We start from the raw sequence: 20,402 nt of genomic DNA, 5'->3' as shown, positions 1-20,402 counted from the left end.
GCCGGTGCTCAGTTGAACAGGGTCTCGCGGTAGCGGTACTCGACGGCCGTCGGGCGCTCGCCGGCATCCCCGCCGAACTCCAACCCGCCGGCGCGCGCATAGGAGAAGCGCTTGTCGCCGGCCTCGGCAGGGATCTCGATCAGGGGCTGCGGGTCGCCTGATTCCAGAAACGCGGTGCTGATGGTCTTGCCCTCGAGCGGCCCATCGATGAGTTTCGCGGTGTAGCCGCGTGCCTGAGTCGTGTCCATGCACGCCATTGTGCTCCCTTTATAGGGAAGCGCAAGGGGCTGGCGCTGCAGAGTGATACTTGACGGCACGCACATGAGCATGGCTCAATTAGGCACGCGCTCGGCGTCTATGTGTATGGTGTGGCATGGCAGGCCTACAGGCCGCCGATCACACGTTGCAGGATTCGCTGGGGGCGCGACAGATCCGCACGTACTCAAAAGAAACAAGAGGAACCTGGTGCCGGGCACGAAAAAACTGGTCATCGTGGAGTCTCCGAACAAGATGAAGTCGATCTCCCAGTACCTGGGTGACGGCTACGAGGTCTTGGCTTCGGTGGGCCACATTCGCGATCTGATCGAGCCCAAGAATCTTCCGGCCGAGCTCAAGAAGGGTTCGCTCGGCAAGTTCTCCGTCGACGTCGAGAACGGCTTCGAGCCGTACTACGTCGTCTCCGACGCCAAGAAGAAGACCGTCGCCGAGCTCAAGCGTGCGCTGAAAAATGCCGACGAGCTCCTGCTCGCAACTGATGAGGACCGCGAAGGTGAGGCCATCGCGTGGCACCTGCTCCAGGTCCTGCAGCCCAAGGTTCCGGTCAAGCGCATGGTGTTCCACGAGATCACCAAGGACGCGATCCTCGCCGCCAAGGACAACACCCGTGAGCTGGACACCGCGCTCGTTGACGCGCAGGAGACCCGCCGCATCCTCGACCGTCTGTACGGTTACGAGATTTCCCCCGTGCTCTGGCGCAAGGTCGGCCCCGGGCTCTCGGCCGGCCGAGTGCAGTCGGCGGCCACCCGCCTCGTCGTGGACCGTGAACGCGAGCGTCTCGCCTTCACCGCCGCCGGCTACTGGGACCTGAGCGCGATCCTCAGCACCGCCGTCGACTCCGACGAGTCGGCCACGAACTTCTCCGCCCGACTTGCCCGCCTGAACGGCGAGCGGGTCGCGAGCGGCCGCGACTTCGACGACAACGGTGCCCTGAAGAGCAGTGCAACCGTGCTCGACGAGGCCGCAGCCACTGCGCTGCAGGCCGCCCTGCAGCAGCCGGGCGTTGCGCTGACCGTGAGCAAGGTCGAGTCGAAGCCGTACTCGCGCAAGCCGGCCGCTCCGTTCACCACCTCCACGCTGCAGCAGGAGGCCGCACGCAAGCTGCGTTTCTCGGCCAAGCAGACGATGAGCGTCGCCCAGTCTCTCTACGAGAACGGGTACATCACATATATGCGTACCGACTCGCCCTCGCTCTCGCAGCAGGCGATCAACGCGGCGCGCACCCAGGCCACGGCCCTGTACGGTGCCGACACGATTCCCGACAAGCCGCGCCTCTACACGGGCAAGAGCAAGAACGCGCAGGAGGCGCACGAGGCGATCCGTCCCTCCGGCGACACCTTCCGCACGCCTGCGTCGCTGGCCAGCTCGCTGCGCGGGAACGACTTCAAGCTCTACGAGCTCATCTGGAAGCGCACCGTCGCCTCGCAGATGGCCGACGCCAAGGGGCAGACCGCCTCGGTGACGATCGTGGCCGGGCCCACCGGCGAGTCCGAGAACCCGCGGGCGTCGAAGGCGCTCGCCGAGTTCACGGCATCCGGAACCGTCATCACGTTCCGCGGCTTCCTGCACGCGTACGAGGAGAGCCGCGACGAGGAGCGCAACGCCCCGAGCGAGCCGAGTGAGTCCAAGCTGCCCCCGCTCAGCGAGGGGCAGAAGCTCAGCTTCGCCGAGCTCAACGCCAACGGCCACGAGACCAGCCCGCCGCCGCGCTTCACGGAGGCCAGCCTCGTCAAGCGCCTCGAGGAGCTCGGCATCGGTCGTCCGTCGACCTTCGCCTCGATCATCTCGACCATCGTCGACCGCGGCTATGTGACCCCGCGCGGCACGGCGCTCGTCCCCAACTGGATCGCCTTCTCGGTTGTTCGGCTGTTGGAGGAGTACTTCGGCGACCTCGTCGAATATGACTTCACCGCGGAGATGGAGGGCGACCTCGACGACATCGCCGCCGGTGAGGCCGACCGCGTCGACTGGCTGAACAGCTTCTACTTCGGTTCGGACAAGCACAGGGGCCTGCGCCAGGTCATCGACAACCTCGGCGAGATCGACGCGAAGAGCATCAACTCGATGCCCATCACCGACGACATCACCTTGCGCATCGGCAAGTACGGTCCCTACCTTGAGGTCGCTGAGCCGGATGCCGCACCGGATGCCACGCCGCGACGCGTGAACCTGCCGCTCAACCTGGCGCCGGACGAGCTCACCCCGGCCAAGGCCCGCGAGCTCATTGACGCCCCGGTCGTCACCGACCGCGTCATCGGCATCAACCCGGAGAACGGCAAGGAGATCGTCGCGAAGGACGGCCGTTTCGGTCCCTATGTCACCGAGCTCGACCCGGCTCCGGAGGTCGTCGCCGACGCCGCGACGGGCGAGGTCATCGACGCTGCGGATGCGAAGCCGGCCGCCAAGAAGAAGCCGGCCGCGAAGAAGGCCGCCGCCGTCAAACCGCGCACCGCCTCGCTGTTCAAGTCGATGGACCTCGCGACGATCGACCTCGAGACCGCGCTGCGCCTGCTGTCGCTGCCGCGTGTCGTGGGCGCCGACCCTGAGACGGGCACCGAGATTCTCGCGCAGAACGGCAAGTTCGGCCCGTACCTCAAGAAGGGCGTCGACACCCGCTCGCTCACCAGCGAGGACCAGATCTTCGACATCGATCTGGCCGGGGCGATCGAGCTCTACGCCCAGCCCAAGTACGGCGGACGTGCCGCGTCGAGCGCGCTGCGCGAGTTCGAGGCCGACCCGGTCAGCGGCAAGCCGATCAAGGTGAAGGACGGCCGCTTCGGCGCCTACGTCACCGACGGCACCACGAACGCGACGATCCCGAAGAGCGAGACGGTCGACGATCTCACCTTCGAGCGCGCGGTCGAGCTGTTGCAGATCAAGCGCGACAAGGGCCCTGCGCCCAAGAAAACGGCCGCCAAGAAGGCCCCGGCCAAGAAGCCCGCTGCCAAGAAGCCTGCCGCCAAGAAGCCCGCGGCCCCAAAGAAGACGGGCACAGCGAAGACGGGGGGCGCCACGTCGACCGCTCGTTCGGAGGCAGCCAAGAAGGCCGCCGCGACGCGTGCAGCCAACAAGGCCGCAGCCGCTGCGGCCGGAGCGGGCGAGTGACCGGCGCGTCGACAGAGGCAGCGGTGGGATCCGGCGTCTTCATCACGCTCGAGGGCGGCGACGGATCCGGCAAGTCGACACAGGCCGAGCTGCTCGCAGCCTGGCTGGGGGAGCAGGGGCGCACAGTGATGCGCACCCGCGAGCCGGGTGGCACAGAGGTCGGTGTCGAGATCCGTGAGATCGTGCTGCACCACCGCGGGCACATCGCCGCGCGGGCCGAGGCGCTGCTCTACGCAGCGGACCGTGCCCACCACATCGAGACGGCTGTGCGGCCCGCGCTCGCCCGTGGCGAGGTCGTCATCCAGGACCGCTACATCGACTCCTCCGTCGCCTACCAGGGTGCCGGGCGGGTGCTGGGTGCCGATGAGGTTCGCGAGCTCTCGCTCTGGGCGACAGGCGGGCTACTGCCCGACCTCACCGTCCTGCTCGACCTCGACGAGACGCTGGCGCGCGGCCGACTGGATGCCGCGCAGAAACGCTTCGACCGCCTCGAGGCCGAGAAGGGTGCCTTCCACGCGCGCGTGCGTGAGGCGTTCCTGGGCCTGGCCGCCGCGGAACCGGAACGCTTCCTCGTTGTGGACGCCGCGCTGCCCATTCAGGAGATCGCAGCGCTCATCCGCTCTCGCGTCGCCACGCTGCTCGGCTAGTCCCGACGACCCACCGTCGGGCGCACACGCTGCGCCGTGCCGTCGTCCGAGGTCGGCGGCCGACGGTACCCTTGAAGCGTGACGGTGTGGAGTGAACTGACGGGGCAAGCAGAGGCCATCGCGCTGTTCCGTGCCGCCGCCGGCTTCCAACCGGGGGCCGCCGCGGACGCCGCACGTGCCGCCGCCGCGGATGCCGAGGCAGCCGGGCCCCACAACCAGATGACGCACTCCTGGCTCATCACCGGCCCGGCCGGTTCCGGCCGCTCCAACTTGGCCTACGCCTTCGCCACGGCTCTGCTGAGCGGCAACCCGGACGGCGACGATGCGACCGCGGCGCAGGTCGCCGCGCGCAGCCACCCCGACCTCCAGGTGCTGACAACCGAGGGCGTCATCATCAAGATCGCCGATGTGCGCGAGACCGTGCGGCGTTCGCACTACTCGCCGTCGGTCGGCCGCTACCGCGTGATCATCGTCGAGGACGCAGACCGCATGGCCGAGCACGCCTCCAACGTGCTGCTCAAGGAGCTCGAGGAGCCACCGGAGCGCACCGTGTGGATCCTCTGCGCGCCCAGCGAGGCCGATCTGCTGCCCACGATCCGTTCGCGGGTGCGCAGCGTTCGCCTGCGCGTTCCGAGTGTCGCGGATGTCGCGGAGCTGCTCGTCAAGCGCAACGGGATCAGCGACGAGCTGGCCGAGCGCGCAGCCCGTGAGGCGCAGAGCCACATCGGCATGGCGCAGCGTCTGGCGACCAGCGCGGAGGCGCGTGACCGCCGACACGAGACGCTGCTGACCGCGCTGAATGTGCGCACCGTGTCGAACGCTGTGATGGCCGCCGCGCGACTGATGGCGATCGCCGGCGATGACGCGGAGGCGATCACGGTGCAGCGCGACGCCGCAGAGCGCGAGCACGCCCTGCGTTCGCTCGGCATCGCGCCGGGGCAGGCGATTCCGCCCGCGCTCCGCGGCCAGATCAAGGCGCTCGAGGACGACCAGAAGCGTCGCGCGAAGCGGAGCCTGCGCGACGGCATCGACCGGATCCTCGTCGACCTCTCCTCGCTCTACCGCGATGTGATCATGCTGCAGCTGGGGCGGACGGACGCCGTCATCAACCGCGAGCTCGGCAACAAGCTCGACGAGGCGGCCGCCCGCAGCTCGCCCGCAGAAACCCTTGCCACACTTGATGCGATCACGATCGCCAGGCAGCGCATCGAGGCGAACGTCGCACCCCTGTTGGCGCTCGAGGCGATGCTCGTGTCGTTCCGGCGGCCCTGAGCCCCGGCCCAGAAGCCAGATCGTACCGAGATCGCACCCAGCAGCCAGACCGCACCAAAAGAGAGTGAAGACGTTGACGATTGCCCCGGGCTCTTCCCCCGTCACCACCGCACAGCGCAGCCGTAGGCGCCGGGTCGGCGCCGCGGTGGCCAGCGCCCTCGTCATCGTGCTCACGCTCTCCGGCTGTGTCACGGCGTTCCTGCCCGAACCGCCGCCGGCCACGTCGACGCCGACGGGGGAGCGCGTCGACGCAGCCATCCAACCGTTCTATTCGCAGACCGTGAGCTGGAGCGGGTGCGGCGGTGGCATGCAGTGCGCGACGGTCGAGGCCCCGCTGGACTGGGCGGAGCCGGAATCCGGATCGATCGAGCTGGCCATCGTGCGGCAACCGGCGCTGGGCGAGAAGATCGGCTCGCTGCTCGTCAACCCGGGTGGGCCGGGCGGCTCGGGCTACAGCTTCGTCAAAGACTCGGTCGACTACGCGACCGATGAGCGCCTGCAGGAACGGTTCGACGTCGTCGGCTTCGACCCGCGCGGAGTCGGGCGTTCGACCGGTGTGAGCTGCTACGACGCCGCCGGCATGGACGAGTACCTCTACAGCGTCAGCGCGAACGAGCGCGGCAGTGACGCGTGGATCGCCGAGATGACCGACTCGGCCAGGAGCTTCGGCGAGGCGTGCGCCGACGGCACCGGCGCCCTGCTCGCCCAGGTCGGCACCGAGAGCGCGGCACGCGACCTCGACCTGCTGCGGGCCGTGCTCGGCGACGAGAAGCTGTTCTACCTGGGGTACTCCTACGGCACCTTCCTCGGTGCCGTCTACGCCGAGCTGTTCCCCGGCAAGACCGGGCGGCTCGTGCTCGACGGCGCGATTGACCCGTCGACGAGCAACTTCGAGGTCACCACGACGCAGGCGCAGGGCTTTGAGAGCGCGCTGCGGGCCTATCTGAGTGCCTGTCTGCAGGGCAGCGAGTGCCCGTTCGATGGCACGGTCGACAGCGGCATGCAGACAGTCGGTGCGCTTCTGGATTCGGTCGACGCAAGCCCGATCCGGGCAGCAGATGGGCGGGAACTGGGCGGCAGCACCCTCTTCACCGCCATCATCTACCCGCTCTATGACGCCAACGCCTGGGGCATGCTCAGCGACATGCTGGAGAGCGTCATGCACGGCGACGCCGAAATGGCGTTCGAGTTCGCCGACGCCTACAACGGGCGCAACGCCGACGGCTCCTACAGCGACAATTCGACCGAGGCGTTCATGGCGGTGAACTGCATGGACTACAGCTACAACGCCGACCCCGCCCTGATGCGTGAGCAGGCGGTGGCCATGGATGAGGCGGCGCCGGTGATCGGCCGCTACATGTCGTACGGCGAGATCGGCTGCGCCAGCTGGCCATACGCCTTCCAGGGTGAACGCGGCGAGATCCACGCAGAGGGCTCGGCCCCGATCCTCGTGCTCGGAACGACGAACGACCCGGCGACGCCCTACGTCTGGGCCGAGGCCTTGTCCGCGCAGCTCGAGAACGGACACCTCGTGACGTACCAGGGCGAAGGTCACACCGCGTACAACAAGTCCAACGACTGCATCGCCGACACCGTCGACGACTACCTGATTGACGGGACAGTGCCCGCGGCCGACCCGATGTGCTGAGCCGGTCCGACGGGCCGAGCGAGGGCTGATGTGCTGAGCCGACGCTGAGGTATGGTGTGGCGATGGAGCACGCGTGAGCGCCCCGGCCACGCACGGCGACCGCGCCGCGGTCACGATCGCCGTCGTCATCCCGTCGCGAAACGACGCTCCGATGTTGGCCGTCTGCCTCGCCCACCTGGCTGCCCAGACCCGCCCGGCCGACCAGATCATCGTCGTGGACAACGCCAGCACCGATGACACCGCTGCGGTGTGCGCTGCCGCAGGCGTTCGTCGGATCTACTGGCCGGAGGTCGGCGTGGCCGGGGCGTCGGCGTGTGGCTTCGACGCGGCGGATGCCGACATCCTGGCCCGGATCGATGCGGACTCCCGCCCGGCACAGGACTGGCTGGCCCTGGTCGAGTCGACGCTCGGTGACGCTCCCGCGCTGACGCTGCTCACCGGTCCTGGAGACTTCTACGGCGGGCGGCGGGCGGTTCGCTGGCTGGGGCGGACCCTGTATCTGGGTGGCTACTTCCACGCGGTCGGATTCCTGCTCGGACACCCGCCGGTGTTCGGCTCCAACTACGCGATGACGGCCGACGTGTGGGCGCGGATCGGACCGGCGGTCGGGCGTGATGTGCCGGGCATCCACGACGATCTCGACGTGTCATATCTGGTGCGGCCCGACATGGAGGTGCGTTTCGACCCCACACTGCGGATGCCGGTCTCCGCCCGGCCGTTCCGCACGTGGGGCGCACTGGGGCAACGCCTGGGCAAGGCCTGGCTGACGTTCCGGCATGAGTTCCGTGCGGAGAAGCCGCTGCGCCGCAGACTGGCTCGCCGGGAGTGGGCGCGCAGCCACCGCGATCACCGCGATCACCGCGTCCACCGGGCCTGACCGCCCGCTCCGCTACGGCTCTGTCGTGGCGTACAGCGCGACGAGGTCGCGACACAGCTGGTGCGGCGAGGTCTCGCACGGACTGTGCCCGGTCGGATAGACGACGAAGTCGGCCCCGAGCGATCGGGCGAAGTCGGCGTGCAGCGCCGTGGGCCAGAGATCATGCTCGCCGACCGCGACGAGCTTGGGCAGGCCGGCTCGCGCCAGCGGGACGCTGATATCGGGGTTGCGCCGCATCAGATCGACGATGTCGCGCACCGAATCGCGCCGGGTGAGCGCGAAGCGTTCCCGGACGAAACGGAGCCGACCGGGCGAGACCGGCACGAGGTTGCGCCGGATGCCCCACATCATCAGCGCCGCACCGACGCGGGCGTTCGCGAGCCCGGTCGCGGGACCGATCCGGCTGACGCCACGGAAACTCTGCCCGGACAGCGGCGGGCAGCTGAGCAGGGTGAGGCTGGCGAAGCGCTCCGGCGCTCTGGCGAACGCCAGTCCGGCAATGACGCCAGCAAAGGAGTATCCGATCACGTGCGTGGGGCGGTCGAGCTTCCGGAGCACGGCCAGGAGGTCGTTCACGAACAGCTCGTGATCGTAGTGCGCCTGGGGCGGCGTCAGCTTCTCCGGTCCGGCGGCGGCCGATTGGTACTGCCCGGCCAGGTCGAAGCTGAGGGTGAAGTAGCCGGCGGCAGCCAGGAGCGGCATCATCAGCACGAAATCCTCTTTGGAGCCCGTTGCCCCCGGCACGAGCAGAACGGGCTGCGCCGCCTCGTCGCCGCAGCTGATCATCGCCAAGGGTCCGCTCGGCGCGCCGAATGTCGTTGCAGAAAAGCCCGATGGCAGCACCGACCAATCGAAGTCCTGCAGCTCGGAGTCCGCCCGGGCCGCGGCATCCGGGTGCCGCGCCCCGGCGTCCGTCGGCTGCGCCCCGGCGACATTCGCGGCCCCACCCCGCGGGTGCTCGTCGTCGGCCCACTCGGCTGGACTGCCCACGGTCACCTCCGGTTCGCGTCGGGAGAGTTACCAAGCATGCTAGACCTTCGGCGTCGAGACCCTCACTGTCTAGACCTTCACTGTCACCGCCGTGATGAAGGATTGCAGGCGTCGGTAGACCTCCTGCGACTCCGGGTAGCGGAAGTTCTGCTGCCAGGTGTGCTCGGTGTTGGCACTGCCCCAGCCGTAGACGAGCGTGTCGACGTGCACGCCATGTTCCCGCAGCCGCGCGATCAGGTTCATATTGGAGGCGTAGAAGAAGTCGCGTTCCGAGGTCGTGATGAACACCGGCGGGCAGCGGGAGTCGAGCCACTCGATCGGTGACATGTAGTGCGCGGCCTCGCGCAGCCGCCGGAGCCGCTGCGCGGCGGTCGAGCCGCCAGGCGACGCGCTCTGCGGCAGGAGCATGCGGATGAAGTTCAGGCTCATGACGAAGCCCTTGTCGAAGAACACGGAGAAGTCCACGATGCTGCAGTGCTGCACCAGCCCCTTCAGCTGCGCCGCAGGCACCGCCGGCACCAGCCCGTGGTGCTCGGCCAGTTCCGGTTGGAAGCTGGCCGCAGTCATCAGCGCCGAGATCTGTCCGCCCGCGGAATCGCCGCCGAGCACGATGCGCTGCGCGTCGCCGCCGTAGCCGGCGATCTCGGCGCTCACCCAGCGCAGGGCGGCGTTGGCATCCTCAAGAACATGGCCCAGGTGGAAGTGCGGCGCCGTGCGGTAGTTGACGTTGACGACCACGACGCCGCCCGCGGCCTGGCGGGCGCAGTACTTGGTGAGGGAGGCCTTGTCGCCGGAGGTCCAGCCGCCGCCGTGGAAGTACACGTAGACCGGCAGGGCTCCGCTGTGGTCGACGGCGTGTTCGGCGGCGGCATCCGGGACCATCACATCAAGAAGGTGCGAGCGGATGCCGTCGCCGACGAAGTCGATGTCGTGCCAGTAACGCACGCCGGTGATGGGCTCGGCGTTGAAGCGGCGCCGCTCGCCCCGGCTGACGGCGTGCATCAGCACACGCCACACCCAGACGGGCACGCGGCGCACGGCACCTCTGGCGCGGCGGCCGACGGCGAGCACGCCGTTCGGATCCGCCCGACCCCGTTCAACCACGCGCACACACTACGCCGCGGCACTGGGACTGTGCTCAGCGTTCGCTGTGACCCGGTGGGGGAGGAGTCGATCCAGGGGTCGGCAGCGTTGCCGCGTCGCCGTCGTCCACGACGGAGCGCATGAACGCGCCGAGCTCTCCGGCGATGAGGGCCGGCTCCTCAAACGCCAGAAAATGCCCACCACGGCGGGGGCTCGAGTAGTGACGGATGTCACTGGCGGCCCGGTCGGCGATGGAACGCACGAAGCCGGCCATCCCCGGCTCATGGCTGAGCGTGACCGCGACCGGAACGGTGATCGTCGGGCGCGGGCTGTTGTGCGGGTAATCCAGGTACTGGCGGAACGACGTCCCGATGCACTCCGTCGCCCAATACAGGGTCAGGATCGTGCACAGTGTGTCCTTGTCGAATCGTGACTCCAGCTCGCCGCCACAGTCGCTCCACGCCCGGTACTTGTCGATGATCCAGGCGGCAAGCCCCGCCGGGGAATCGGCCAGCGCGGCCGCGATCGTGTCCGGCCGGGTGCCCATGATCTCGCTGTAACCGGCATCCAGCTCGTCGTATCGCGCTTCAGCGTCGAAGAACGCCTGCTCCTCTGGCGTGATCGGCTCCGCGTCGAAATCGGCCGGAAATGGCCCGTGGATCATGTGCAGTCCTGCGAGCTGCTCGGGGTGCATGGCGGCGAGCCAGCTGTTCGCCACCCCGCCGATGTCGCCGCCGAAGGCGAAATATCGCTCGTAACCGAGGGTTTCCGTCATCAGCAGATGGAACGCCTCGGCGATGCTCGCGCGGGTGGCCGGGCCCTGTGGCAGTTCGGAGTAGAGGAACCCCGGCAGCGAGGGGATGACGACGTCGACATCGAGCAGTTCTGCCAGCGGCAACATCTCGATGAAACTGCTCGGCCACCCATGGGCGAGCAGCACCGGTGGCCGCGTCGGATCGCGCCGCACGTGCACGAAGTGCAGTCCACGCTCGACGTACTGCGGGTAGCCGTTGAGCCGTGCTTCGGCAGCCGGCCAGTCGAAGTCGTGGGCCCAGTAGTCGAGCAACGACCGCAGGTAGGCGGGGTCGGTCCCTGCCTCCCAGCCGGAGGCACTCGGCGATGTGTATCGAGTGTTGCGCAGCCGGGATCGCAGATCCGCGAGCACATCCGATGGAACGGCAATGGTGAATTCGGCCATGAGCTGACGATAACGCCCGGCCATGGATGTGGCCGTCACCCGTTCCGCCGCCGGATGAAAAAAGGGCCAGGATCCGTGTGGATCCTGGCCCTCTTCGTTGGGGCCGCCTGTGGGAATCGAACCCACGACCTTCTCATTACGAGTGAGACGCTCTGCCGACTGAGCTAAGGCGGCGTGGCACACACGCGATTTCTCGCTTGAATGGCACAGCAATAAAGCTTAGCTGACGTTTGGGGCGTTTTTGTACAGCAGCGCTACGCTCACACCATGAAAGCGAATCCATACCGGACCATTCTGGGCACGATGGGCTCAGTCGGCGTGCTGCTCGGGGTGCTTCTCGTCGCTTTGGGAAGCGGCCCATTCGCGGGCGGAGGGCTCATGGTCTTCGGCACCGTGATCTCGGTGATCGGCCTGGTCACCGTGGTCGGGTGGGCGGTGCTCTCCGGCGTCGAATGGGCCATGCGGGAGCGCGAGGCCAGGGTCGATGCCGATCAGGTGCCCGACGAGCGCTAGGGCGACCGGTCGACCAGACGCCACCGCGGCCGTCGACGGCACTATGCTGAGCCGGTGACTACGACGACGACTTCACTGCGCTGGGGAATTCTTGCGACCGGCGGCATTGCCCACCTGTTCACCTCCGATCTCGTGCTGAACGGGCACACCGTGCAGGCGGTCGGCTCGAGGCGGGCGGATGCCGCTGCCCAGTTCGCCGCCGAGTTCGGGATCCCGAACGTGCACGCCAGCTACGACGATCTCGTCGCCGACCCCGAGGTCGACGTGATCTACGTCGCCTCCCCGCACCCGTTCCACGCCGAGCACGCGAGTCTCGCCCTGAACGCCGGCAAGCACGTGCTCGTCGAGAAGCCGTTCACCCTGAACGCGGACGAGGCCCGCGAGCTCGCGGCCCTCGCCGAGAGCACCGGTCTCGTCATCCTCGAAGCCATGTGGACCCGCTTCCTCCCGCACATGCAGCGCATCCGCGAGATCCTCGCGGCGGGAACGATCGGCTCCGTGCGGAGCCTCATCGCCGACCACACCCAGAAGCTCTCAGAAGACCCGCTGCACCGGCTCAACTCGCTCGAGCTCGGCGGTGGAGCCCTGCTCGACCTCGGCATCTACCCGGTCTCCTTCGCGTCGTCGCTCTTCGGCGCCCCCGCGACAATCCAGGCCTCGGCCACGTTCAAGGCGACCGGCGCCGACGCGCAGGTCGCAACGCTGTTCCAGTACGAGAACGGCGCCATCGCCTCGACGCTCTCCGCCAGTGACACGAAGGGGCCGAACCGTGCGACGATCCTCGGCACAGAGGGTCGCATCGAGATCGACGGTGTCTGGTACTCGCCGACCAGCTTCCGGGTGATCGACTCCGTCGGGGCCGTCATCGAACATTTCGTCTCCGAGGTCAACGGGCGCGGCATGCACTACCAGGCGCAGGCGATCGAGGGCCTGGTCGCGGCCGGCGAGTGCGTCGATGCGCGGATGCCGATCGACGAGACCGTGCAGATCATGCAGACGCTCGACGACATCCGTGCCCAGATCGGGCTCAAGTACCCGGGCGAATGACCGCGATCGCCCGGCGCGTCAGCGTCGGGCGGGCGGCCGTCCACGGCGCGCACAGACTCGCCCCGTAAAATGCCGTGGTGCCTGATTCCGACGAGCTGAACCCGACCCCGCCCGGTCCCTCTGCGCCCGCTTCCCCCGCGGATGCCGCTGCGAACGGTTCCGGGCTGCTCGCGCGACTGCGCGCACACCCGCGCGCAACGATGATCGCAGGCGGGGCACTCGCGCTCGTGCTCGTCGGCGGCCTCGCCGTCGCAGCGGGCAGCGCCGTCGGGGCGCCGGTTGCGGCATCCACGCCCACCGCGTCAGCGACTCCGACGCCCACCCCGACGCCGACACAGACGGCGCGCCCCGCGCCGGTGGCGGCGCCTGCCGCGAGCATCGTGCGCAGCTGCTCCGTGGCCGATCTCGCGAGCGATCCCCGACTCGGCAGCTTCCAGGCCCAGGTGCGCAACGCGTCAACGGGCGCGATCCTCTACGACAGGGGCGGCAACACGGCATCCCGGGCCGCCAGCGTGCTCAAGGTCCTGACCTCGGCGGCGGCTCTCGAGGCGCTCGGCCCCGACTACCGCGCGACGACGACCGTCGTGAAGGGCTCAGAACCGGGCTCCGTCGTGCTCGTCGGCGGGGGCGACATCACGCTCAGCCGTACGCCGAGCGGCGACGAGTCGGCCTACGCGGGGGCCGCCCACCTCGACGATCTTGCCGCCCAGGTGGAGGCGGCCTGGGCCGCTGACCCGGCGAATCCACCGCTGACCAAGCTGATCCTCGACTCGTCGATGTTCGGCGGAGCCGAGTGGCAGCCGAGCTGGGACAGCAAGGAACTTTGGGACGGCTACATGCCGCCCATCACGGCGCTGCAGGTCGACGGCGACCGCGACAACCCGTACAACAACACCTCGACCCGCAGCGAGGACCCGATCGGCCGTGCCGGTGAGGCCTTCGCCGCCGAGCTCGGCGGCGTGAGCATCGAGCGCGGGACGGCCCCGGCCGGTGCCGCCCAGCTGGGCGCGGTGCAGTCGCAGCCCGTCTCCACGCTGGTGCAGCAGACGCTCATCGTCTCGGACAACGCGATCGCCGAGATGCTCGCCCGTCTCGTGGCCGTGGAATCCGGTGCGGGGAACGGCTTCGAGTCGATCCAGGCGGGCGTGCTGCAGGGCCTCGCCGCATACGGCATCGACACCACCGGCATCGTCATCGTCGACGGCTCTGGCCTCAGCAATGACAACGCGATCCCGCCGAACTACCTCACGCAGCTGTTCATGAAGATCAATGCGCGCGAGGGCAATCTCGGCGTGCTCTTCGACGGCCTCCCCGTCGCCGGGCAGACCGGATCGCTCTCCTACAGCGACCGCTTCACCGGCGACAGCGCCGTGGCCGACGGAGCCGTCTTCGCCAAGACCGGGTGGATCGACACCGGATACACGCTCTCCGGCGTCATCAACGCCGCCGACGGCACACCGCTCACCTTCGCGATCTACGCCCTCGGCGACGTCGGTGACAGCGCCAAGACCGCGATCGACGCTCTCACGGCCGGCTTCTATAACTGCGGAGACCGCCTCTCCAACCAGTAGTCGGCGGTAGCACGGCGGCCGGAGGAACACCAGCGACTGAAGCGCAGAGCCTCTCCGTGGCACAGTCGTCGATAATGGAGTGACGGCGAACAGCAGTTGGAGGCGATCGTGAGCAAGGCTCTCTTCATCATCGATGTGCAAAATGACTTCACAGAGGGCGGCGCTCTCGGGGTCGAGGGCGGGGCCGCCGTGGCATCCGGCATCACCCGCTACCTCGTCGAGCACGCCGCCGACTACGCGACGATCTTCGCCTCCCGCGACTGGCATGACGACGGCAACGACAACGGCGGGCACTTCGCAACGGATGCCGCCCCCGACTTCGTCGACACCTGGCCGGCGCACTGTGTTGCCGGCACCTCGGGCGCCGATTACCACCCGGACCTCGACACCGCCGCGGTGACATTCCACATTCGCAAAGGGCAGGGCAAGCCGGCGTACTCGATCTTCGAGGGGACGACGGAGGTAGGCGAGAGCGTGCACCAGCTGCTCACCGAGCGCGGTGTGACGCACGTGGACGTCGTCGGCATCGCCACCGATTACTGCGTGCGCGCCAGCGCGCTGGACGCGCTTGAGCACGGCCAGCACGTGCGCGTGCTCAGTGACCTCGTCGCGGGTGTCGCCGCCGAGAGCAGCACGGCCGCGCTGGCCGAGCTCGGCCATGCCGGTGCCGAGATCGTGGCGTCCGGCGCCGCCGCGCGCTGAGTGAGACCACGAACCTCGCCGAGTGCGGTGGCGGCCGATCGCGAGATCAGGCGGCTCTCTGCACCAGCCCGCCGGTGAGTCCGAGTTCGACCAGAGCGGCTATGGCGACGAGGAGTCGATCGTTGGCCTCGGTCTCGGCGATCGATGCCCGCAGCCCCTCGCCGGCGAATGGCCGAACGAGCAGCCCGTGCTCCTCGAGCAGCGCGGCCGCGGCGCTCGTGTGCTCGCCAAGCGGTAGCCAGAGGAAGTTCGCTTCCGATTCCGGCAGTCGCCAGCCCTGCGCGGTGGCGGCGGCAACGACACGCTCGCGCTCGGCGATGAGGGCGTCGACGCGTTCGCCGAGCTCCTCCTCGGCCAACAGCGAGGCCACTGCGGCGGTCTGCGCGAGTGCGGTCACACCGAACGGGAGGGCGACCTTGCGCAATGCACCGGCGAGAGGGGCCGGTGCGATCGCGTAGCCGACGCGGAGCCCGGCCAGCCCGTAGGCCTTGGAGAAAGTGTGTGCCACGGCAACGTTCGGGTAGCGGCGGAAGAATTCGATGCCGCTGGGGGAGTCCTCGCGCAGGTTGAACTGCACATAGGCCTCATCGATCACGACGACGATGTCGGACGGAACCTGTGCCACGAACGTATCGAGCTCGGAGTGTCCGAGGGTTGTGCCGGTCGGGTTGTTCGGGTTGCACACCAGGATCAGCCGGGTGCGTGGGGTGATGGCCGCAAGCATCGCATCCAAATCGTGGCCGTGCTCGGCTGTGAGCGGCACGGGAACAGGCGTGGCGCCGGCCGCGCGCACGAGCATCGGGTACGCCTCGAATGAGCGCCAGGCGAAGAGCACCTCGTCGCCCTCACCCGCCGTCGCGCGGATGAGCTGGGAGACGACCTCGACTGAGCCGCTGCCGAGCACGATGTTCACGGGTTCCACGGCGAAACGCTCGCAGAGCATGGCGGTGAGTTCGGTCGCCGCCGTCTCCGGGTAGCGGTTGATCCCGTCGATGCGGGCGGCCACGGCGGCGGCGACCGATGGCAGCGGTGGGTAGGGGTTCTCGTTCGAGGAGATCTTGAAGACCTCGACTGCGCCGCTCTCGGCGCTCGCGGCGACTGCCTTACCCGGCTTGTAGTCGGGGATTCCTGAGAGGTCATCACGCAGGCGGAGAGTGGGCATCGATTCAGCTTTCTGTAGGGGCTCGCCGGGCAGAGCAGTTTGACAGTGCCCCAAGTGAACCATAAAATCCGTAATTGATTATAACCAATGTCTTCAATTGTGGATATGCGGTTCCGGACGGCGAAAGGTCGGCAATGGCGCGGCGGTACGTGAGCAGGCACAGCGGAACATTTGACGGCGTCCGACTCGAGTACACGGCGATCGTCGAAGGCCTCCGGGTGCGCGACGTGAACGGCGCCGGCATTGGCCGCTCCTACACAACGTCCTACCTGGCCGACGAACCGAGCGTTGATCGTCCGATCACCTTCGTTTTCAACGGGGGACCGGGCGTCTCCTCCGTCTGGCTGCACCTCGGTGGCATCGGACCGTTCCTGGCCGCCATCCCCACGGCGCTCGAGACCGGCATCCTGCCTCCCTATGGACTCGCGCCAAGTACGAGCAGCTTGCTCGGCAGCAGCGACCTGGTCTTCATCGACCCCATCAACACCGGGTACGGCCGGGTGGATGCCGGTGCCGACACGGGACCCGTCGATGGCGTCGACGGCGACGCGGATCACGTCGCAGATGTGATCCGCCGCTGGCTAGAGCGCCATGGACGGCTCGGCGCACGCGTCTTTCTCCTCGGCGAGAGCTACGGCACCATCCGTGCCGCGGTCGTGGCCACCCGGTTGCTCGGCTCCGACAACGCCATCGCGGTCGAAGGGGTCGCCATGCTCGGCCAGGTGCTGAATGCCCAGGAGACAACACAGCGGCCGGGCAATGTCATTGGATTCGTGGCTGCCGTGCCGTTGCTCGCCGTGACGGCCAGCTACCACGGCCTCGGCGGGTACACGGATCTCGCGGTGGACGAGCTCGCCGAGCAGGCGCATGACTGGTCAATCGGGCGGTACGCCAGCGCGATCATGCAGGGCACAGCCTTGCCGGAAGCCGAACTGCGCTCCGTAGCCGAAGAGCTCTCTCGCTACACCGGCCTGCCCGTCGCCGCGCTGGTGCGGTGTCGGCTGCGGGTGAACAAGGAGGACTTCCGGCGCGAGTTGTTGGCCGATCGCGGCCTCGTGTTGGGGCTCACCGATGCACGGTACACCGTCGCGGCTGTCCCGCCAGGGGGCAGCGAGCCACAGTTCGAGGCAGCTGGCCTGCGCCTCGACGCCGCATTCGTCGCGGCGGCGCAGCGCCACTTCACCCAGAACCTCGGCGTGCCAGCCAGCAAGCGCTACAGGCTGGCCGACAACCGGACTCACGAGCGTTGGAACTACCAGGAGAGCGCGGCCGTCGCCGAGTTCGGCGGGAGCCCGCTGCCGTCCCCGTTCGCGCTTTTTGACTATGCCGCCCATCTGCGGGCCTATCTTCGTGCCGTGCCGCAGGCTCGACTGTTCATCGGCACTGGGCACTACGACACGCTCACCACGGTCGGTTCCGCACGCAACCTGCTTGCTCAGAACGATCTGCCTGCCGATCGGATCACCTCGCTCACCTTCCCGGCCGGTCACATGATGTACACCGACCCGCGTAGCGCAGAAATGCTCGGCGCCGGGCTGCGCGACTTCATCGCCGGACCGCGCTGAGCCCCGACCGTAGCCAACGCGCAGAGAGAAGACACTGGTGTCCATCCCACTCCCGACCACCGCCCCCGGCGCACAGCGCCTGACGCTGCGTGTGGCCGAACTCCGTTTCGAGGCCCGAGATGTGGTCTCGGTGCTCCTGTGCGATCCGACGGGCATCGCCCTGGACGAGTGGTCACCAGGCGCGCACATCGACGTGCGTTTCGGCAACGGTGTCGAGCGGCAGTACTCGCTCTGCTCTGACCCCGCCGACCGCTCCGGCTGGCGCTTCGCCGTGTTGCGCGAGCCGGTCAGCCGAGGCGGATCGAGCTACGTGCACGATTCGCTGCGCCCGGGCGAACTGCTCGACGTCAGCCTGCCCCGCAACAACTTCGAGCTGGCGGATGCCGGCAATTACGTGTTCGTGGCCGGCGGCATCGGCATCACTCCACTGCTGCCGATGATCCGGTCTGTGGCAGCGCGCGGTGCCGCGTGGCGCCTGGCCTACCTCGGTGGGAGCGCGGAGCGCATGGCCTTCACCGGGTCCGCGGAGGTCGCCGACGGCAACAGCACCCTCATTGCGGGCGACCGAGACGGTCGCCTCGACCTGGCTGGCTGGATCGGCGCGGTCGGAGCCGACACGCGCGTCTACGCCTGCGGGCCGGAGCGGCTGCTGGAAGCACTCGAGTCGCTGAGCACAGGATGGCCGACGGGGGTACTCCGTCTCGAACGCTTCCAAGCCAAGGCACTGAGCGAGCCGCTCTCGACAGAGGCCTTCGAGGTCGAAGCCCGCCGCAGCGGTGTGACCGTACGGGTCGAGAACGGGTGCAGTGTGCTCGACATGCTCGAAAGGGCCGGCATCGGTGTGCCGAGTTCCTGCCTCGAGGGGGTCTGCGGCACCTGCGAGACCGACGTCATTGACGGCGACGTCGACCATAGGGACTCGATCCTCAGCCCCGACGAGCGTGAGGCGAACGAGACCATGATGATCTGCGTCTCGCGGGCAACCAGTTCCACCCTCGTGCTCGACATCTAGAACCCCACCATTCACGAACGGAGAGAACATGGACACGGACACCGCATACGGTCTTCGGCTCGGCGCGCCACTGAACGAGCTTGCTCAGGTCGGGCAGGGCACCCCCTACGGAGAGGTGCTGCGCCGCTACTGGCAGCCCATCGCACTGATCGGTGACGCGACGACGCGCCCGATGAAGGTCAAGGTGCTCGGCGAGGACTTGATATTGTTCCGTACCCGCAAGGGCAAGCCAGGGTTGCTGCACCCGCGGTGCACGCACCGCGGGGCGTCGCTCTACTACGGCGGCGTCGAGGACGACGGCATCCGCTGCTCGTACCACGGCTGGGTGTTCGACACGGAGGGGCACACCACCGAGCAGCCCTGCGAACCCGAGATGGGCCTGCACCGCGACCGGATGCGCCAGCCCTGGTACCCGGTGCGGGAGCAGTACGGCCTGATCTGGGCGTACATGGGCCCGGCAGAGAAGAAGCCGTTGCTGCCGCGCTACGACACCTTCGAGAACCTCGCCGATGACGAGGTGCTGATCGCCGACGACAATGGTGTCGGCGGTGGCGGCCCAGCGCTGCTGGACTTCAACTGGCTGCAGCACTGGGAGAACGTGATGGACCCGTTCCACGTCCCGATCCTGCACGCCCGTTTCAGCGGCAATCAGTTCACCCCGGAGATGGCGATCATCCCCGAGGTCACCTTCGACTACACCCCGCGCGGGGTGCGCTCGGTGCAGTTCCGCGGTCTCGGGGATGGGCGTCAGCTGCGCCGGGTGACCGAGGTGATGTTCCCGAACATGCGCGTTGTGGCCAGCCCGAAGCTCACCTCCGGGCAGACGAACATGATCGGCTGGGTCGTTCCGCTGGATGACACCTCGTTCAAGATCTTCACGATCGCCCGCGACAGCGACCCCGAGTTCCTGAAGAAGCTCCGCTCCACCCACGAGGGCAAAGCCTGGAAGGACCTGACCGAGGAGGAGCACCAGCGGCTGCCTGGCGACTACGAAGCCCAGAAGAGCCAGGGCGACATCTCCCTGCACAGCGAGGACCACCTCACCACCACCGACCAGGGAGTTGCGATGCTCCGCCGCATGATGGCCAAGCAGATCAAGGCACTCGAGAAGGGCGAGAACCCGCCCGGTGTCGTGTTCGACGAGTCCGAGATGGTGGTCGCGATCGAGGGTGGCAACTACTTCGAGGACGCGGTCGCCGAACCGGCCACCGTCGGCGCATGAGCAAGTACGAGGCGTTGGCGCCGCGCGGGGAGAAGCCGCTGCTGATTCTCGGCGTCAGCGGTGTCATCGTGCTCGAGGACGGAGCGGACGTGCCGACATCCACACACCGGGTATCGGCATGGGGACGGTGGGTGCGGGACGTGGAGATTCCGGATGACGCTGCCCGCCGCATCCGCGAACTCAGCGAGCGTTTCGAGATCGTCTGGGCCTCGGAGTGGGGTCACAACGCGCACACCGCGTTGCGCGAGGCGCTCGAGCTGCCGGAAGAGCCGTGGCCTTTTCTGCCTGTGCAGTTCGGCAAGATCGATATGATCACGCACTACACCGGCGGCTGGCCGTGGGTCTGGGTCGACGACGAACTCGTCGACCTGGCCGGGGCAGCGCCCATCGACGGCACGGGCGTCGTGGTGCGCGTCGACCCGCGCCGTGGTATCTGCGCGATCGATGCCGATCAGCTGTTGGAAGCGCTCGCCGCCCTGCCGCACTCCACTCACAAGTAGTTCCAGTCCGAC

Annotated in this window: 18 protein-coding genes and 1 tRNA gene; 13 read left to right on the top strand and 6 right to left on the bottom strand. The window is 68.2% G+C overall.

Going from position 1 to position 20,402, the window contains the following annotated elements:
* Nucleotides 1-8: 8 nt before the first annotated feature.
* Entirely contained in the window at nucleotides 9-248 is a 240-nt protein-coding gene (locus tag ASC66_RS08020; RefSeq protein ID WP_055837378.1) for a hypothetical protein, read from the bottom strand.
* 217 nt (nucleotides 249-465) lie between these two features.
* Here ASC66_RS08020 and topA point away from each other — a divergent pair, with 217 nt between their 5' ends.
* From topA to ASC66_RS07995, 5 genes are all read left to right on the top strand, one after another.
* On the top strand, nucleotides 466-3,381 hold the full coding sequence (gene topA / locus ASC66_RS08015; protein WP_055837375.1) for a type I DNA topoisomerase: 2,916 nt from the start codon (nucleotides 466-468) through the stop codon (nucleotides 3,379-3,381).
* Between the two features lie 23 nt (nucleotides 3,382-3,404).
* Complete coding sequence (gene tmk, locus ASC66_RS08010; protein WP_055838414.1) at nucleotides 3,405-4,028, top strand: dTMP kinase; 624 nt, start codon at nucleotides 3,405-3,407, stop codon at nucleotides 4,026-4,028.
* Nucleotides 4,029-4,106: 78 nt separating this feature from the next.
* A complete protein-coding gene (locus ASC66_RS08005) occupies nucleotides 4,107-5,300 on the top strand; it encodes a DNA polymerase III subunit delta' (RefSeq protein ID WP_055837372.1) in 1,194 nt (397 codons plus the stop codon).
* 73 nt (nucleotides 5,301-5,373) lie between these two features.
* On the top strand, nucleotides 5,374-6,948 hold the full coding sequence (locus tag ASC66_RS08000; protein ID WP_235496778.1) for an alpha/beta hydrolase: 1,575 nt from the start codon (nucleotides 5,374-5,376) through the stop codon (nucleotides 6,946-6,948).
* 73 nt (nucleotides 6,949-7,021) lie between these two features.
* Nucleotides 7,022-7,825, top strand: a complete 804-nt coding sequence (locus tag ASC66_RS07995) for a glycosyltransferase family A protein (RefSeq protein ID WP_235496776.1) — start codon at nucleotides 7,022-7,024, stop codon at nucleotides 7,823-7,825.
* Between the two features lie 12 nt (nucleotides 7,826-7,837).
* Here ASC66_RS07995 and ASC66_RS07990 read toward each other — a convergent pair whose 3' ends face one another.
* The 4 genes from ASC66_RS07990 to ASC66_RS07975 form a co-directional block, all read right to left on the bottom strand.
* A complete protein-coding gene (locus ASC66_RS07990) occupies nucleotides 7,838-8,815 on the bottom strand; it encodes an alpha/beta fold hydrolase (RefSeq protein WP_082492222.1) in 978 nt (325 codons plus the stop codon).
* 69 nt (nucleotides 8,816-8,884) lie between these two features.
* Entirely contained in the window at nucleotides 8,885-9,919 is a 1,035-nt protein-coding gene (locus ASC66_RS07985) for an alpha/beta hydrolase (RefSeq protein WP_235496774.1), read from the bottom strand.
* A gap of 34 nt (nucleotides 9,920-9,953) precedes the next feature.
* Entirely contained in the window at nucleotides 9,954-11,096 is a 1,143-nt protein-coding gene (locus tag ASC66_RS07980) for an epoxide hydrolase family protein (protein WP_162243489.1), read from the bottom strand.
* A 98-nt stretch (nucleotides 11,097-11,194) separates the two neighbouring features.
* A tRNA-Thr gene (locus ASC66_RS07975) sits at nucleotides 11,195-11,270 on the bottom strand.
* Nucleotides 11,271-11,363: 93 nt separating this feature from the next.
* Between ASC66_RS07975 and ASC66_RS07970 the strand changes: the two genes are divergently transcribed.
* From ASC66_RS07970 to ASC66_RS07955, 4 genes are all read left to right on the top strand, one after another.
* Nucleotides 11,364-11,609: a hypothetical protein gene (locus tag ASC66_RS07970; RefSeq protein ID WP_157509699.1), complete on the top strand. Its 246-nt coding sequence runs from the start codon at nucleotides 11,364-11,366 to the stop codon at nucleotides 11,607-11,609.
* A gap of 54 nt (nucleotides 11,610-11,663) precedes the next feature.
* Nucleotides 11,664-12,656 (top strand): Gfo/Idh/MocA family protein, encoded by a 993-nt coding sequence (locus ASC66_RS07965; protein WP_055837366.1) that lies wholly within the window; start codon nucleotides 11,664-11,666, stop codon nucleotides 12,654-12,656.
* Between the two features lie 77 nt (nucleotides 12,657-12,733).
* Nucleotides 12,734-14,227 carry a D-alanyl-D-alanine carboxypeptidase/D-alanyl-D-alanine endopeptidase gene (dacB, locus tag ASC66_RS07960; protein ID WP_235496771.1) on the top strand — a complete coding sequence of 498 codons (1,494 nt, stop codon included), beginning with the start codon at nucleotides 12,734-12,736 and terminating at the stop codon, nucleotides 14,225-14,227.
* Between the two features lie 108 nt (nucleotides 14,228-14,335).
* Nucleotides 14,336-14,929 carry an isochorismatase family protein gene (locus tag ASC66_RS07955; protein WP_055838398.1) on the top strand — a complete coding sequence of 198 codons (594 nt, stop codon included), beginning with the start codon at nucleotides 14,336-14,338 and terminating at the stop codon, nucleotides 14,927-14,929.
* A 46-nt stretch (nucleotides 14,930-14,975) separates the two neighbouring features.
* Here the strand turns inward: ASC66_RS07955 and hisC are convergent, their stop codons facing one another.
* Complete coding sequence (gene hisC, locus ASC66_RS07950) at nucleotides 14,976-16,091, bottom strand: histidinol-phosphate transaminase (RefSeq protein WP_055837363.1); 1,116 nt, start codon at nucleotides 16,089-16,091, stop codon at nucleotides 14,976-14,978.
* A 149-nt stretch (nucleotides 16,092-16,240) separates the two neighbouring features.
* Here hisC and ASC66_RS07945 point away from each other — a divergent pair, with 149 nt between their 5' ends.
* Genes ASC66_RS07945 through ASC66_RS07930 form a run of 4 tightly spaced genes read left to right on the top strand, consistent with a single transcriptional unit; the run spans nucleotide 16,241 to nucleotide 20,390 of the window.
* Entirely contained in the window at nucleotides 16,241-17,656 is a 1,416-nt protein-coding gene (locus ASC66_RS07945; RefSeq protein ID WP_162243488.1) for a S10 family serine carboxypeptidase-like protein, read from the top strand.
* A 37-nt stretch (nucleotides 17,657-17,693) separates the two neighbouring features.
* Nucleotides 17,694-18,668, top strand: coding sequence for a PDR/VanB family oxidoreductase (locus ASC66_RS07940; protein WP_235496770.1), 975 nt, complete (start codon nucleotides 17,694-17,696; stop codon nucleotides 18,666-18,668).
* Nucleotides 18,669-18,696: 28 nt separating this feature from the next.
* On the top strand, nucleotides 18,697-19,890 hold the full coding sequence (locus tag ASC66_RS07935; protein WP_055837354.1) for an aromatic ring-hydroxylating dioxygenase subunit alpha: 1,194 nt from the start codon (nucleotides 18,697-18,699) through the stop codon (nucleotides 19,888-19,890).
* Complete coding sequence (locus tag ASC66_RS07930; RefSeq protein ID WP_055837350.1) at nucleotides 19,887-20,390, top strand: hypothetical protein; 504 nt, start codon at nucleotides 19,887-19,889, stop codon at nucleotides 20,388-20,390. Before ASC66_RS07935 ends, ASC66_RS07930 begins: the two co-directional genes overlap by 4 nt.
* Nucleotides 20,391-20,402 lie beyond the last annotated feature (12 nt).

The organism is Leifsonia sp. Root4 (assembly GCF_001425085.1).
In the GTDB taxonomy this organism is placed as follows: domain Bacteria; phylum Actinomycetota; class Actinomycetes; order Actinomycetales; family Microbacteriaceae; genus Microterricola.
This window is presented reverse-complemented; position numbering and strand designations above follow the sequence as displayed.